This is a genomic window from Celeribacter persicus (assembly GCF_003050785.1).
Lineage (GTDB): Bacteria > Pseudomonadota > Alphaproteobacteria > Rhodobacterales > Rhodobacteraceae > Celeribacter > Celeribacter persicus.
This window is the reverse complement of record NZ_QAOH01000013.1, coordinates 91,266-106,789: the sequence shown is the minus strand read 5'-3', so window position 1 is coordinate 106,789 and position 15,524 is coordinate 91,266. Positions and strand designations below refer to the sequence as shown.

Genomic DNA, 15,524 nt, shown 5'->3' with positions numbered 1-15,524 from the left:
TCGATCGCGAGCAACTGCATTTTATGAACTCCTTTTGCTTGCCATTTGTACCGAAACTATCGGCTTGGGTGCAAAGGGCGTCCATTCCATAAGATTCATTTAAGTCCGGGCATTTTCTCCGGACCAATCGCAACAATTCTCTGAAAACCTGCTTCGAAACCGGCGCGTCTCCGGTGCCAAATATTAAATCACCTCAAGACAACAGTCGGCACATCCAAAGCTTTCCGCAGTTTTCCGGCTTGTTGCACGGCCGGTGATTTCGCAAATATCCTGAAGCCCGATGAGCCGAACACGATAGCGCGCCCCGAAACATTTTCAGCGAAGCACCCCTGCCAGCCATTTGAAAACCCATTCGTGCTCAACAAATGGGTTCCATCCCCGATGTTCAGGGCGTTTCTTTATCCAAAAAAAGGAGAGGATGGTGGGTGATAAGAGATTTGAACTCCTGACATCTTCGATGTGAACGAAGCGCTCTACCACTGAGCTAATCACCCGCCGTGGCGCGGTGTTTAGCCTCTGGCAAAATCGGATGCAAGAGGCTTCTGCCAGAAAATTCAGATTTCCTCGGTCACCGTTTCCGGAGCCTCTTGCGCGGTCTTGCCGCCTTCGACCTCCTCGCCCAGCATGGTCTTGGAGCGACGCAGCCTGGCGACGATGACATATGCGCCACCACCGTCCTGCTGACGTTTCACCGTCATCTTGCCGAGTGGCGGCAGGTTCAGTTCCTCGCCACGCTGGAGCGCATCGCCAAGCTCCTTGAGTGCCGCCTCGACCGCCTTTCTGGCCTCGCCGCGCTTGACGCCGGAGGCTTCGGCCACCCGGTCGATGAACTCCTTCTTCTTCATGGTCGCCACCACCGTGGTTTCGGGCGGTTTCACGGGCGCAGGTTCGGTGCTGACCGGCACGGTCTTTTTCACAGTTTTTCCTTCGGTTTTTTTCGAAACCGGGGCCGTTTTGGCTCCGGATTTCGGCGTGGTCTTGGTTTTTCGGGATGCGGTCGTCCGCGATGCCATGAGAGAGCCCCTCTGGTGGTTTGTTTCCGTTGCGGAAACCTTAACTCTCTCCCCCTTCCCGCTGCAAATGGGAAATTGCACCAAACCCGGCAATGTTGTGCCTTGATGACCCAAAAGTTTATCTGCCCAAACGCTGTGCAATACGGTCGCTGGCGTAACAGCAAAAAGCCGACCCGAAGGCCGGCTTTCTCACAATTGTTTCCATTATCGGATCAGTGCGCTGTTGCGCCCTGGCCCTCCCCATTCGAGGACAGCTTCGCCAGACGCGCGGCCTCTTCGGCGGCCTCATCCCACTCAATCGGCTCGGGCTGCCGCACCAACGCGTGTTTGAGCACCTCGGACACATGGGTGACGGGAATGATCTCCAGCCCCTCTTTCACATTATCCGGGATCTCCGCCAAATCCTTGACGTTTTCTTCCGGGATCAGCACCGTCTTGATGCCGCCCCGCAGCGCCGCAAGAAGTTTCTCCTTGAGCCCGCCGATGGCCGTGGCATTGCCACGAAGCGAAACCTCGCCGGTCATGGCGATGTCCTTGCGCACCGGGATTTGCGTCAACACCGACACGATGGTCGTGACCATGGCGAGCCCCGCCGACGGCCCGTCCTTCGGCGTCGCGCCATCCGGGACGTGAACGTGGATGTCAATCGTGTCGAACACCGGCGGCTTCACCCCAAGCTGCGGCGCGATGGAGCGCACATAAGAACTGGCCGCATCGATGGACTCCTTCATCACATCGCCCAGTTTTCCGGTGGTTTTCATCCGCCCCTTGCCGGGCAGTTTCAACGCCTCGATCTGCAACAGATCGCCGCCCACGGAAGTATAGGCCAGCCCGGTGACAACACCGATCTGATCCTCCTTCTCGGCCAGACCATAGCGGAACTTCTTCACCCCGAGGAAATCCTCGATATTGCCGGAGTTCACCTCCACGCTCTCCACCTGTTTGCGCACGATCTGCGTCACCGCCTTGCGCGCCATCTTGGCGAATTCGCGTTCGAGATTCCGCACCCCCGCCTCGCGGGTGTAATAGCGGATCACATCGGTGATCGCCTCATCCGTCACAGAGAATTCCTTGGCCTTGAGGCCATGGTTCTTGATCTGTTTCGGGATCAGATACTGTTTCGCGATCTCGGCTTTCTCGTCTTCGGTGTAGCCCGAAAGCGGGATGATCTCCATCCGGTCGAGAAGCGGCCCCGGCATGTTGTAGCTGTTCGAGGTCGTCAGGAACATCACGTTGGAAAGATCGTATTCGACCTCCATATAGTGATCCACGAAGGTGGAGTTCTGTTCCGGATCAAGCACTTCGAGCATCGCCGAGGCCGGGTCGCCCCGGAAGTCCTGGCCCATCTTGTCGATCTCATCGAGCAGGATAAGCGGGTTCGTGGTCTTCGCCTTTTTCAGCGCCTGAATGATTTTGCCCGGCATGGAGCCAATGTACGTCCGGCGGTGACCCCGGATCTCGGACTCGTCACGCACGCCACCCAACGAGATGCGAATGAACTCGCGCCCCGTGGCCTTGGCAACCGATTTGCCCAGAGACGTCTTGCCGACACCCGGCGGACCGACGAGGCAGAGGATAGGGCCTTTGAGCTTCTGGCTGCGTTGCTGCACGGCGAGATATTCGACGATCCGCTCCTTGACCTTCTCAAGCCCGTAGTGATCGTGATCGAGAATGTCCTGCGCCCGGTTCAAATCCTTTTTGACGCGGGATTTCGTGCCCCAAGGGATCGACAGCATCCAGTCGAGATAATTGCGCACAACCGTCGCCTCGGCGGACATCGGGCTCATGTTCCTGAGCTTCTTGAGCTCGCCCTCGGCCTTTTCACGCGCCTCTTTCGACAGTTTGGTGGCGGCGATCTTCTCTTCGAGTTCGGCAATCTCACCGGCCCCGTCCTCGCCATCGCCAAGCTCCTTCTGAATGGCCTTCATCTGCTCATTCAGATAGTATTCGCGCTGGGTCTTCTCCATCTGCGATTTGACGCGCGTCTTGATCTTCTTCTCAACCTGAAGCACCGACATCTCGCCCTGCATCAGACCGAAGACGGCCTCAAGGCGCTCATCGACCGCAAGCGTTTCCAGAAGCTTCTGCTTCTCGTCCACCTCGACGCCCAGATGGCCAGCCACGAGATCGGCAAGCTTGGCGGGCTCGCGCGTCTCGGAAACGGCGACCAGCGCCTCTTCGGGGATGTTCTTTTTCACCTTGGCGTAATGTTCGAACTCCTCGCGCACGGAGCGCAGGAGCGCCGCGACCGCATTCGGATCGCCTTCGCTTTCCTCAAGCGGCGTGATCACAGCCTCGAAATGGCTGTCGTTTTCGAGGAAACGGTCGAGCCGCACGCGCCGTTCGCCCTCGACCAGCACCTTGACGGTGCCGTCCGGGAGTTTCAGAAGCTGCAACACATTGGCCAGCACGCCGACGCGGAAGATGCCGTCCTCGGACGGATCGTCAACCGACGGGTCCATCTGGGCGGAGAGCAGGATCTGCTTGTCCTGCGCCATCACCTCTTCGAGCGCTTTGACCGATTTTTCCCGACCGACGAACAGCGGCACGACCATGTGGGGAAACACCACGATGTCGCGCAGCGGCAGGACGGGATAGGATTGGATTTGCTCGTGCATGTTCATTCCTTGTTCTGGCAAAAGACCAAGGTCCCGCCCCTGCGGCAACCATGCGGTCTTTCCTGTCTTGGGTCTATATCTGGGGGCCTGTCCCCGTGATTTCAACCAAGTCAAGTTACGGCTTGTCGGTCAGTTTGCCTTTCATGGCCGCGCCTCGCAAGGGCGGAATTCTCTCAGTTTGCAACCTATTGAGCTTCACAAGAAATTCCTCTGCGGGCACGCCTCAATTGTCACCCTTCGCACGGATTCGCGATAGGAGTTGACGAAAACGTGCGAGTCTGATCCGTCGGATCAGATGCCTGTCCGGTATGCGCATCATGACCTTCGCGATCTCCTTGTAGACATGCAGAGTATCCCAATTTTGCGCGTCTCCGTCATATACCCCACTGAACTCAAGACAGATCGCCCTACCACCATGCGTCTCGAAATGCAGGCGCAAGCCGTTTTCATATGGGAAGACATAAGCACCGAGAAATCGTACAATCTGCTCCTTTGGGAGCATCTGATTGCCATAATTCCCCCGAATATCACGCGCAGGCCTGTAAAGCGCTCCAAACACAAGCCCTGCGCTGTCCAGAAAACCGTTCAACCCCAGCGCCTAAAGTCCGGCTCCGTCAAAAGACATCCGTCGCGAGGCGCAAAGTGCTTTGATCCGGTCTGCATTCGGACGCTCGAACATCACAGAGGCTCGATATCGCCCAACGCTCGCGTGTCGTGGAAGTCTTTTTCCCAGGCCTCGAACCTGCCGCCCGCGATGGCGTCGCGCATGCCCTGCATGATCTCCTGGAAATAATGCAGGTTGTGCCAGGTCAGCAGCATCGAGGAAATGATCTCGTGGCTGCGGAAAACGTGATGCAGATAGGCGCGCGAGTAGTTGCGGCAGGCGGGGCATGTGCAATGCTCATCCAAGGGGCGCGGATCGTCGGCGTGGCGCGCGTTCTTGATGTTGACCTGCCCACGGCGCGTCCATGCCTGTCCAGTGCGGCCCGAACGTGAGGGCAGCACGCAGTCCATCATGTCGACACCCCGTTTGACCGCGCCCACGATGTCATCCGGCTTGCCCACGCCCATCAGATAACGCGGCTTGTCCTCCGGCAGGAAATCCGGCGCAAAATCGAGGGTCTGGAACATCAGCTCCTGCCCCTCGCCCACCGCCAGCCCGCCGATCGCGTAGCCGTCGAAACCGATCTCTTTGAGGGCGCTGGCACTCTCCTCGCGGAAATCGCGTTCGAGCCCGCCCTGCTGAATGCCGAAAAGCGCATGGCCCGGCCGGTCGCCAAAAGCCTCTTTCGAACGCGCCGCCCAGCGCATCGACAGCCGCATGGAGGTTGCAATCCGATCCCGATCCGCCGGAAGCGCCGGGCATTCGTCGAAACACATGACGATGTCGGAGCCCAGAAGCTTCTGAATCTCCATCGAACGCTCGGGCGACAGGAAATGTTTCGAGCCGTCCACATGAGAGCGGAAGGTCACGCCCTCCTCCGTCAGCTTGCGCAGATCGGAGAGGCTCATCACCTGAAACCCGCCGCTGTCGGTCAGGATCGGGCGTTCCCAGTTCATGAACTTATGGAGCCCGCCCAGCGCTGCGATCCGCTCCGCCGTCGGGCGCAGCATCAGGTGATAGGTGTTGCCCAGCAAGATATCCGCCCCGGTCGCGCGCACGCTCTCGGGCATCATCGCCTTGACGGTCGCCGCCGTCCCTACTGGCATGAAAGCCGGCGTGCGAATTTCGCCGCGCGGCGTGGAGATGACGCCCGTCCGGGCCTTGCCGTCGGTGGCACTGACGGAAAATGAGAATCGCTGGGGTGTGGTGTTCTGGGTCATGGCGCAGGCCATAGCGCCAAATGCCCCGTCAAGCCAGATGCAACGATTTTCGCTCTCAGGCGTTGAACCGTCAAACCCATCCTAATTCCGGAGACCGCCAAGATGCGTGCCGTGATCCTTGCCAATCGCCGCTCCGGCACCAACGCTCAGGACAGCGAGGCCCTGACACGTGCCTGTGACGCCTTTGGAGCGGGCTGTGAGGTGATCATGCTCGATCCGGACACCGATCTCAGCGACCTCATCGACCACAAGATTGCCGAAGGCGCCGAGGCGGTGATCTCCGCCGGTGGCGATGGCACCGCAATGGCCATCGCCAATGCTATGCTCGGGCGCGAGGTGCCGATGGGCGTGCTGCCGATGGGCACGTTCAACTTTTTCGCCCGTGGCCTTGGCCTATCTGAAACCCCTGAAGAAGCCGCCGCCCAGTTGCGCGACGGCACGGTGCATGACATCCGTGTCGGTCAGGTCAACGGACAGGCCTTTCTCAACAACGCCTCTCTGGGCGTCTACCCGGCAATCCTCAAGAAACGCGAGGCGATCTATGACCGTTGGGGGCGGCACCGTGTCGTGGCCTATTGGTCGGTGATCAAGACCATCCTGCAAACCCAGCACCGGATGCGCCTGACGATCACCGCTGATGGCACTCCCCATGAGATCAAGACGCCCCTCGTCTTCATCGCCCGCTCCGCCTATCAACTCGATGTCTTCGGTCTCGACGGGGCGCAGACCATCTCGGAAGACGGGTTTGCCACCTTCGTGATCCACGCCCGCTCGCGCATGGACCTGTTACGCCTCGCGCTGACACTGGCCGCACGCAAGATGCCGCCACGACAGGATTTCACGCTCATTCGCGCTCAGCATCTGGTGATCGCGCATCACGGCGGTTCGCACCATCCCTTCCTTACCGCGTTCGATGGCGAGAAGGCCCGCCTGTCTGCCCCCCTGTCCCTCACCATGAGCGAGATGCCCCTGCGCATCCTGACCCCGCACAGCACGGAGGAACAAGCCACATGACCCGCCTGATCCATCTCTCGGACCTGCATTTCGGCCGCACCGACCCGGCGCTCGCCGCCCCGCTTCTGCGCACGCTCGAACGGCTGGAACCGACCCTCGTGGTGATTTCCGGCGACGTCACCCAGCGCGCGCGTCGCAGCCAGTTCGAGAAGGCCCGCCGGTTCATCGAAGCCATCGAAGCCCCCGTGCTCGCCGTGCCCGGCAATCACGACACCCCGCTCGACAATCTTGTCATGCGCTGGCTTGCCCCCTTCGCCCGCTACAAGCGAGCCATTTCCGCCAATCTGGAACCTACGTTCGAAACCCCGGAAATGCAGGTCGTGGGCATCAACACGGTCAACCCCTTCGCCTGGCAGAGCGGCAAGCTTTCCGAGCGGCATCTCACACGGATGATGGAGCATTTCGGCCCCGACGACGGGCGTTTGCGCGTCGCCGTGCTGCATCACCCGCTCGAACAGTCCCCGACGCTCGACAAGCCCCGCACCCATGGGGCGAAAGCCGCGCTTACTGCGCTCTCCGCCGCCGGGGCCGATCTCGTGCTTTCCGGTCATTTGCACACCGCCCAAGCCGTGCCTTTCACCCAGGTGCCAGGTCTGTTGTTCGTTCAGGCGGGTACGGCGCTTTCGACCCGGACACGCGGCACGCCCAACACCTTCAACCAGATCGAACTCTCCGAGGATGGCGGGCTGACCATCACCGTCTGGAGCGCTGCGGATCAACCCACCTTTCTGCCACAAGCTCCCCGTCACTACCTGCGGGGGCCCGTCGGCTGGGTGCGAAAAACGGGGCATGACCGTGCCATGCCCCTGCTTGCCATGTGATTGCAGCATGTCTTTATAACCACACCCCGTCACCTGATCTTTCCGGGCACATTCTCCCTAACGCGCCCAGCCACATCGCCCGGACGCAGCCCGCTGTTCACCGCATTCCACCCGGCTCAAAATTATCCTCTGTCACAAAAGCGACAAACCCTCTTGTCAGAACCCTCATAAGGTGACATTGGGCGCATCTGGCCGGAACGGAGCATCGCCCGGCCTCTCCCAAAATTGCGAGACTCTCACATGACGGACAAAGCTCCTTTCGCTTTAGGCTGGGAAGAGTGGGCCTCCCTGCCCGCACTCGGCCTGCCCGCGCTGAAGATCAAGGTGGACACCGGGGCGAAAACCTCGGCGCTGCATGCCTTCGACATCGAACCTTTCGGCAAGGAGGACGCCCCCAAGGTGCGCTTCAACATCCATCCGGTACCGGGGCGTGAGGACATCACCATTTCCTGTTCCGCCGATGTGGTGGACCGGCGCGAGGTGACCTCGTCCAATGGCGAAACCGAACTGCGCTATGTCATCGCCTCGGAGATCGCGATGGGTGCGCGGAGCTGGCCGATCGAGATCACGCTGACCAACCGCACCAATATGGCTTACCGGATGCTTTTGGGGCGTCAGGCCATTCAGGACGACATGATCGTGCAACCGACCGAGAGCTTTTGCCAGCCCCGGCTCGACGATGCGGTCTATTTCACCACCGCGATCCGCGACACCGTGGCCCCGCGCGCCCTGCGCATCGCCGTTCTGTCGCGCGAACCCGACAACTATTCCACGCAGCGCCTTGTCGAAGAGGGCGAGGCGCGCGGCCATGTGGTCGAGGTGATCGATACCACGCGATGCTACATGGTGATCAATGCCATGGCGCCGGAAATCTATTACGATGGCACCCGCCTGCCCCGGTACGACGCCGTGATCCCGCGCATCGGCGCCTCCGTCACCTCCTACGGCACCGCCGTGATCCGTCAGTTCGAGACCATCGGCACGTTCTGTGTCAACGGTTCCGAGGGCATCACCAAATCGCGCGACAAGTTGCAGGCGCATCAGGTCCTCGCCCGTCACCGCATCGGCATGCCCACCACCGCCTTTGCCGCCTCTCCGAAGGACACCGACAACCTGATCGCTCTGGCGGGGTCCGCGCCGCTGATCGTCAAACTTCTGGAAAGCACCCAAGGGCGCGGCGTCGTCCTCGCAGAGACCAAGAAGGCCGCGCAATCGGTGATCTCCGCCTTCCGTGGCCTCAAGGCCAACTTCCTCGTCCAGCATTTCGTTAAAGAGGCCGCGGGCGTCGACATCCGCTGTGTCGTCATCGACGGCAAGGTGGTGGCTGCGATCAAACGCTCTTCTTCGGGTGGCGATTTCCGGTCGAACCTGCATCTGGGTGGTCAGGCCACCAAGGTGCGCATCTCGAAAGAGGAACGCGAGACGGCGGTACGCTCCGCCAAGGCCTTTGGCCTGCGCATGGCCGGCGTGGACCTGTTGCGCGCCGAGGACGGACCGAAAGTGCTTGAGGTCAACTCCTCGCCGGGCTTCGAGGGCGCGGAGACGACCACGGCGAAAAACATCGCCGGAGCGCTCTTTGATATGATCGAGAAACGCATGCGCCCCGCCCCCGCGCGCAAGGCCCGCAGCAGAGCCCCCGCCTGATGTCCGACGGGGCGCGATAACAGACACGCCTGTCGGTGCCTCGGAAATCTCCCGAAAGGGCCGTTTTCCTACAAACGGAAGATGACCCCCGGCAAGACTGCGGCATTTGGCACCAAATTTGATCTCTGCCATAGCCTTGTTACAAAGCCCGTGGAAAGACAAAGGGAACCAAGCTCTCAGGTGCCCCATGTCGGAACTCTACTGTCCTCTCCCCCCGGACCCCGCCCGTCTCGCAATCGAACTGCACGCCCTGCGCGAGAAAATCATGGACGAAGCCGATGCGATCCAGTCCACTTGGGCGCGGGACGACATGCGCCCCGCGTTTCGCCCCTCGGCACAGAATCTTGCCGCCTATCTCGCCCTGCGCCACGCCGATCTGAGCCCGCTTCAACCCGATCTCGCCGCGCTCGGTCTCTCAACACTCGGGCGCTCCGAACCTCATGCCCGCGCGTCGCTCGACGCAGTGGCCGCCACGCTCGCCCGCCTCTCCGGGCAGGATGCCACCTACCCCGATCCCGCCGCCTTCACCGAAGGCCCCGCCCGTCTCGCCGCCCGGCGCGATACGCTCTTTGGCACCGGCGCGTCGGGTGCACCACGCTCACGCATCCTGCTGACACTGCCGACCGAAGCCGCCTCGGACCCCGACATGATCCCCGACATGCTGCGCGCGGGTGCCGACGCCATGCGCATCAACTGCGCCCATGACGGGCCGGAGATCTGGGCCGCGATGATCGCCCGCATCCGCGCCACGCAGGACGAAATCGGCCGCTATGTGCCGGTTCTGATGGATCTCGCCGGGCCGAAACTGCGCACGGGACCCGTCGCGGGGCCGAACAAGCAGCGGGTTTTCGTCGGCGACCGGCTCGACATCCGACGTGATGCGCCCTCCGCCAAGTCGAAACACGTGGCCACCACGCTGAGCCACCCCGATCTGATCGATCGCCTCGCTCCCGGCATGAGCGTTTTCATCGACGACGGAAAAATCGGTGCGGAAGTGGTCGAGATCACGCGGAAAGGTGCGAAACTTCGCGTCACCCGCGCGGGACCGGAAGGCGTCAAGGTCAAGCCGGAGAAAGGCTTCAACCTGCCCGCCGTCGAGATCGACATTCCGGCGCTCACCGAGGAAGACCGCGTGGCGCTCGATTTCGTCGTGGGGCACGCGGATATGATCGGCTATTCATTTGTGCAGACCCCTGCCGACATTCGTCTTTTGATCGAGGAAGTGGACAAACGCCTGTCCGAGGGCGGCCACCGTCCCGCGCTTGTGCTCAAGATCGAGACCGGGCTTGCCGTGCGCAACCTGCCGAAGCTCATCGTGCAATCTGGCGCATTGACTGAAACCGCCGTGATGATCGCGCGCGGCGATCTCGCCGTCGAGATTGGGCTGGAACGGATGTCGGAAATTCAGGAGGAGGTGCTCTGGCTCTGCGAGGCCGCACACACACCCGTGGTCTGGGCAACTCAAGTGCTTGAGGGCATGATGAAACAGGGGCTCGCCACCCGCGCCGAGACCACCGATGCTGCCATGGCGCAGCGTGCGGACTGCGTAATGCTCAACAAGGGGCCTTACGTGGTGGACACCATCCGCTTCCTGTCTCGCATTCTAGGCCGCATGGACCGGCACATGACCAAGAAATCCGCCCGCCTCGGCCCGCTGCGCTCATGGAAGGGCGATCTGTCGCTCTGATCTCTGGCTGTTAATCTCTGGACGTCGCCGCCCCTATTCCCTATATGATTACTCGGAAATAGGAGAACGCGCGCATGAGCGAAGAGGCACAAAACACCGCGACGGACGACAGCCCGGTCGAGGGCGCCCCGTTGATCAAACCGTCGAGCACCGATCACCCGCTGCACGAAGCGGTGGTCGAAGCCTGCCGCACGGTCTATGACCCGGAAATCCCGGTCAATATCTACGACCTCGGCCTCGTCTACACGGTCGAGATCAACGACGAGAACGAAGTGCGTGTGATCATGACCCTGACCGCGCCGGGCTGCCCCGTGGCGGGCGACATGCCGGGCTGGGTCGCCGATGCGATCGAACCGCTGCCGGGCGTCAAACAGGTCGATGTTGACCTGACTTGGAATCCGCCTTGGGGCATGGAAATGATGTCCGACGAAGCCCGGCTCGAACTAGGCTTCATGTGATCCCTACGGATCGTCACTTGCAGAAAACGGCCTCCGGGCCGTTTTTCATTTTTCTCCTGTGTGTCTGAGCCAAAATCCGAGACGCCGCCACCACGGTGGCTCAGCCGCCTCGACCCTTTGCAACTCCTCTTCGTAAAACCCGATTTCGTCACGAAACAGGCTTTGGGCCTGCGGGTCGATCTTTGGCAGATTGATGGGAAAGAACGGCACCATCCCCTCTCCTATCTTGCAATATTGGAAAACATCCCCAAACTACACGCGAGAAACCCTTCGTAATATTGCGCCTTACCGAAAGATGATTTTCAAAAATGAAAGATACCCTTGGGAAAAGCGTACCAAAGCTCGACGATTATTACCTGTTTCTCGCCGTGGCCGACGCAGGCGGACTGTCGGGGGCGGAAAAGACCACCGGCACGTCGCTCCCCACCCTGTCGCGCCGCATGGCGGAGCTGGAGCGCAGCCTCGGCAAACGCCTGTTCGAACGCGGATCACGGGGCTACACGCTGACCTCGGAAGGCCGCGCGCTGTTGCAGGAGGCCGAGCCCCTGCGCGCGGCCGCCACCCGTCTCTGCCGCTTTCAACTGCGCGAAAACGCCCCCGAGGTCCGCATCACGGCAGGTCGCTGGACCACGCGCTATATCGCCCGCCATCTCTCCGAAATCTGGTCACCCGAAAGCTCCTGGCGCCCGGCCCTTCTGGCCTCGAACACCAATGTCGACATTGCCCGGCGCGAAGCCGACATCGGCATCCGCAACCGCCGCCCCGAACAAAGCTGGCTCGCAGGCCGCAAGCTCGCGCCGATCACCTATGCCGAATACGCCGCCCACCCGCGCATCACCGGCTATGTCACCCTGCACCACGATTTGCCGACCACGCCGTCGGAGCGCTGGCTGCGCGCCAATCATCCAGATGAGATCATCGCCACCGCCTCCGACGCCCGCTCCGCCGCCGACATGGCCTTTGCGGGTGTGGGCCGCGCGATCCTGCCCTGTTTCGCCGGGCGCGCGATCAGCGGTCTGGTGCAGGTCTCCCCGGAGATCGACGCGCTCACCCATGACGAATGGCTCGTGAGCCACCACGACGCCCGCTTTGATCCGCCCGTGCGCGCGGCACTGGAGGCCTTGGCGGAGGTGCTGACGTCTCCCGCCCGCTTTGGCGAGACGCAACCTTTTTAGGGTGCAAACGCATAAACGCAACCCAAATCGGTTGCATTTTAAATTTCGCACCCTATATTGGTTGCATCATGAGTGACAAAACCCGCAAAATAGCCGTCCTCACCGGCGATCTGGTCAATTCCACCGGGCTTGGGCCCGAAAAAGTGGAACGCGCCTTTCGTGCGCTCGAAGACTGCGCCGAGATGCAGGCAGACTGGATGGACGGCCAAAGCCTCCACTTTACGCGGCATCGCGGAGATGGCTGGCAGGTGGCCTTGGCGGAGCCGAAATATGCGCTGAGATCGGCGCTGTGTTTTCGGGCGGCGTTGCGAGCGCTGGGGGGAGAGTTCGACAGCTATATTGGGATTGCTGAGGGGGAAGTTAAAGGGGAGATTGGGCCGGATTTGAATGATGAGACGTCTATCGCATTTGCAACATCAGGCACGCTTTTAGAATATGCTAAAAAATCCGAATTACGCTTCTGGCACACGAATGTAAGCATTAAAGCAGGAACAGAAGGCACTGTGAAAGATGGAGAAATGAGCGCGCTGTTCGTCTTTGCCGATATTCTTTCTCGCGACTGGACACAGATCCAAGCTCAAACCATCTTTCAATTTCTCCCCTTAAAGAAACCGACGCAGGAAGAAGTTGGTGCACAACTGAAAAAGTCCCGTCAAGCTATAGGGAAAACGCTCTCATCAACGCGTTTCACAGAAGTTTTATACGCGCTAAGAATGATAGAAGCGAGTGACCATTATGCCTGAAACCCTCGCCGCCCTCTTCCTCGCGCACGTCCTCGCCGATTATGTCTTTCAACCCAAATGGATGGTCGAGGAAAAATCGCGGACCGAGACGCTGTTCCTCCATGCCCTCATCGTCCTTCTGACCGCCATGGTCACCACCGGGCAGGTCGCCTCTCCCGCGATCTACGCCCTCGCCCTGATCCACATCACCATCGACACGATCAAGACCCGTTTTTTCTCCGATACCTTCCTGCCCCATATCGCCGATCAGGCGCTGCACCTCGCGACCCTCGCCCTCATCGCCCTGATCGCCCCCGATCTCTTCGCCAAAGGCCCCTACGCCGCCCTCACATGGCTGCCCCAAACCATGCTCTTCACTGCGGGCGCGATCTACGTCACCCGTGCGGGCGGCTTTGCCGTGGGCAAGCTGATGGAGCGGTTCGGTCCAAACCCGATTGGCGAAAGCCTCGACAAAGGGGGCTTCTGGATCGGCCTTCTGGAGCGCGGGCTGATTTTCCTGCTGCTCATCGGCCAGATGCCCGGCGGCATCGGATTTCTCGTCGCCGCGAAATCCGTTTTGCGCTTCGAGGCCGCGCAGGAGGGCAAGAAGGCTGAATGGGTGATCATCGGCACGCTCGCGTCCTTCGGCTGGGCCATCGCGGTGACGCTTGCGGTGATGTTCGTATCCGCACACCTGCCGCAGCTTGGAATTTCGTCCGCCGCGCATTAGATTACTCTCAAAGGAGACACGCATATGTTCGGCATTCCCGGAAAACAGGCTGTGACCATCACCCCCGCCGCCGCGAAACAGATCGCGAAACTCATGGAGAAAGACGGCTCCAAGGGCCTGCGCATCGGCGTCAAGAAAGGCGGCTGCGCGGGTATGGAATACACTATGGACTATGTCTCCGAGATTGACCCGATGGACGAGATGGTCGAACAGGACGGCGCGCGGGTGATGATCGCGCCCATGGCGCAGATGTTCCTGTTTGGCACGGAAATCGACTATCAGGTCTCGCTTCTGGAATCCGGGTTCAAATTCAACAATCCGAACGTGGTCGAAGCCTGCGGCTGCGGCGAGTCGATCAAGTTCGACGAAAACCTCTCCGCGAAATAATGGCCGTCTCGGACGAAGACATCGCGTTCGTCCACGACCTCTTCGCCCCTCTGGGCGCGCTCACCCATCGCAAGATGATGGGCGGGTTGTCGATCTATCACGCTGGTCAGATATTCGCGATCCTGTCCTCAGAGGGCCGTGTCTATCTCAAGGCCTCCGGGGCATTCGCCGAAGCGCTTGCCGCCGAGGGCTGCGAGAAATTCGATATGGGCGACGGGCGCGGCATGAATTACTGGACCCTGCCCGAGGACGCGCTCGACGATCCCGACCTTGCCTCAGACTGGGCCCGGCGGGCGCTGCAAGCTCTTTGACACAAGCGTGACTGAAGCATTCAGGACAATTCGCCCCCCGTTTTTTTGATTACAGAGCTATTTGAGAGAACAATGCCCCCCAAGAGACCGAAAACAAGCGATCATATCAAACGTTTCATAATAAAAATCACCGGTTACGACCCGAAAATATTCAGAGTTGTCATTGCATTCCTCAAACTCTGGTTCACCGTTGCCATCGGCATTTTCATATGCGCAGGAATTATATATCTCGTCTCGGCCTTCCTTGCTTTTCTACGATAACGCCTCTGCCAAATTCTTTTCATGATCTACCCGTTAGCGTCCACATCGGCTTGACTGCCCGCCACAGGCTGCAATGATGCCCGCAACCATTCAGGAGGGTTTTCTCATGGCGCGCAAACTGGCCGCAGGCAATTGGAAGATGAACGGGCTGAAAGCCAGCCTCAGCGAAGCAAAAGTACTGGCGGAAATGTTCCCCGCCCCCAGGGTCGACATCCTCTTGTGCCCGCCCGCAACCCTTGTCGCCGCCATGGCGGAGGTGCTTTCGGGCACCAAAGTGGACGTGGGTGGGCAGGATTGTCACATGAAAACCTCCGGCGCACACACCGGTGACATTTCCGCCGAAATGCTCGCCGATGCAGGGGCCGATTATGTCATCCTCGGCCACTCTGAGCGCCGTGCCGATCATGGCGAGACCGACAGCATTGTCTGCGAGAAAACCATGGCTGCCACCATGGCCGGGCTGATCCCCGTGGTCTGCGTCGGTGAAACGCTGGATCAGCGCGAGGCGGGTGACACGCTCGACGTGATCCGCAAACAGCTTTCCGGCTCGCTGCCCGATGCGGTGGACCTCTCGAAACTCGTCATCGCCTACGAACCGGTCTGGGCCATCGGCACTGGCAAGATTCCGACGCTCGACCAGATCGCCGAAGTGCATGACGACATGCGCGCCACGCTGACCGCCCGCTACGGCGCGGGCGCCTCCGACATTCCGCTGCTCTACGGCGGCTCGGTGAAACCCTCCAACGCCGCCGAAATTTTCGCCACCTCCAATGTGGACGGTGCGCTCGTCGGAGGCGCGTCCCTCAAGGCCGCCGATTTCTCCGGCATCGTTACGGCGCTCGAAGCCGCCTGACGCTTC

The 15,524-nt window shown here is 60.6% G+C and carries 16 protein-coding genes and 1 tRNA gene; 12 read left to right on the top strand and 5 right to left on the bottom strand.

Features of this window, described 5'->3' with window-relative positions:
• Positions 1-419: 419 nt before the first annotated feature.
• A tRNA-Val gene (locus tag C8N42_RS15400) sits at positions 420-494 on the bottom strand.
• A 60-nt stretch (positions 495-554) separates the two neighbouring features.
• Positions 555-845, bottom strand: a complete 291-nt coding sequence (locus tag C8N42_RS21665; RefSeq protein ID WP_170109324.1) for an HU family DNA-binding protein — start codon at positions 843-845, stop codon at positions 555-557.
• Here C8N42_RS21665 and C8N42_RS21660 point away from each other — a divergent pair.
• Positions 844-1,119, top strand: coding sequence for a hypothetical protein (locus tag C8N42_RS21660; RefSeq protein ID WP_170109323.1), 276 nt, complete (start codon positions 844-846; stop codon positions 1,117-1,119). The genes C8N42_RS21665 and C8N42_RS21660 overlap by 2 nt on opposite strands.
• A gap of 106 nt (positions 1,120-1,225) precedes the next feature.
• Here C8N42_RS21660 and lon read toward each other — a convergent pair whose 3' ends face one another.
• Both lon and tgt read right to left on the bottom strand, forming a co-directional pair.
• On the bottom strand, positions 1,226-3,631 hold the full coding sequence (gene lon / locus C8N42_RS15390; protein ID WP_107817458.1) for an endopeptidase La: 2,406 nt from the start codon (positions 3,629-3,631) through the stop codon (positions 1,226-1,228).
• 678 nt (positions 3,632-4,309) lie between these two features.
• Positions 4,310-5,455 (bottom strand): tRNA guanosine(34) transglycosylase Tgt, encoded by a 1,146-nt coding sequence (tgt, locus tag C8N42_RS15380; RefSeq protein WP_107817471.1) that lies wholly within the window; start codon positions 5,453-5,455, stop codon positions 4,310-4,312.
• Between the two features lie 102 nt (positions 5,456-5,557).
• Here tgt and C8N42_RS15375 point away from each other — a divergent pair, with 102 nt between their 5' ends.
• The 5 genes from C8N42_RS15375 (at position 5,558) to C8N42_RS15355 (ending at position 11,079) form a co-directional block, all read left to right on the top strand.
• Complete coding sequence (locus C8N42_RS15375) at positions 5,558-6,469, top strand: diacylglycerol/lipid kinase family protein (RefSeq protein WP_107817456.1); 912 nt, start codon at positions 5,558-5,560, stop codon at positions 6,467-6,469.
• Positions 6,466-7,290, top strand: a complete 825-nt coding sequence (locus C8N42_RS15370; protein ID WP_107817455.1) for a metallophosphoesterase family protein — start codon at positions 6,466-6,468, stop codon at positions 7,288-7,290. Before C8N42_RS15375 ends, C8N42_RS15370 begins: the two co-directional genes overlap by 4 nt.
• A 240-nt stretch (positions 7,291-7,530) precedes the next feature.
• Entirely contained in the window at positions 7,531-8,934 is a 1,404-nt protein-coding gene (gene rimK, locus C8N42_RS15365; RefSeq protein ID WP_107817454.1) for a 30S ribosomal protein S6--L-glutamate ligase, read from the top strand.
• A gap of 187 nt (positions 8,935-9,121) precedes the next feature.
• A complete protein-coding gene (locus tag C8N42_RS15360) occupies positions 9,122-10,621 on the top strand; it encodes a pyruvate kinase (protein WP_107817453.1) in 1,500 nt (499 codons plus the stop codon).
• Between the two features lie 74 nt (positions 10,622-10,695).
• Positions 10,696-11,079, top strand: coding sequence for an SUF system Fe-S cluster assembly protein (locus C8N42_RS15355; protein ID WP_107817452.1), 384 nt, complete (start codon positions 10,696-10,698; stop codon positions 11,077-11,079).
• 45 nt (positions 11,080-11,124) lie between these two features.
• Here C8N42_RS15355 and C8N42_RS21655 read toward each other — a convergent pair whose 3' ends face one another.
• The gene (locus C8N42_RS21655; protein WP_170109322.1) at positions 11,125-11,292 is read right to left on the bottom strand and encodes a hypothetical protein; all 168 of its coding nucleotides are present in this window, start codon (positions 11,290-11,292) and stop codon (positions 11,125-11,127) included.
• A gap of 95 nt (positions 11,293-11,387) precedes the next feature.
• Between C8N42_RS21655 and C8N42_RS15350 the strand changes: the two genes are divergently transcribed.
• From C8N42_RS15350 to tpiA, 6 genes are all read left to right on the top strand, one after another.
• On the top strand, positions 11,388-12,254 hold the full coding sequence (locus tag C8N42_RS15350) for a LysR family transcriptional regulator (protein ID WP_107817451.1): 867 nt from the start codon (positions 11,388-11,390) through the stop codon (positions 12,252-12,254).
• 68 nt (positions 12,255-12,322) lie between these two features.
• The gene (locus tag C8N42_RS15345) at positions 12,323-12,997 is read left to right on the top strand and encodes a hypothetical protein (RefSeq protein WP_107817450.1); all 675 of its coding nucleotides are present in this window, start codon (positions 12,323-12,325) and stop codon (positions 12,995-12,997) included.
• Positions 12,990-13,706 (top strand): DUF3307 domain-containing protein, encoded by a 717-nt coding sequence (locus C8N42_RS15340; protein WP_107817449.1) that lies wholly within the window; start codon positions 12,990-12,992, stop codon positions 13,704-13,706. The genes C8N42_RS15345 and C8N42_RS15340 overlap by 8 nt, the downstream gene beginning before the upstream one ends.
• A 24-nt stretch (positions 13,707-13,730) precedes the next feature.
• Positions 13,731-14,093, top strand: coding sequence for a HesB/IscA family protein (locus C8N42_RS15335; RefSeq protein WP_107817448.1), 363 nt, complete (start codon positions 13,731-13,733; stop codon positions 14,091-14,093).
• Positions 14,093-14,404 (top strand): TfoX/Sxy family protein, encoded by a 312-nt coding sequence (locus C8N42_RS15330; protein ID WP_107817447.1) that lies wholly within the window; start codon positions 14,093-14,095, stop codon positions 14,402-14,404. Before C8N42_RS15335 ends, C8N42_RS15330 begins: the two co-directional genes overlap by 1 nt.
• A gap of 367 nt (positions 14,405-14,771) precedes the next feature.
• Positions 14,772-15,518, top strand: a complete 747-nt coding sequence (gene tpiA / locus C8N42_RS15320; RefSeq protein WP_107817470.1) for a triose-phosphate isomerase — start codon at positions 14,772-14,774, stop codon at positions 15,516-15,518.
• Positions 15,519-15,524 lie beyond the last annotated feature (6 nt).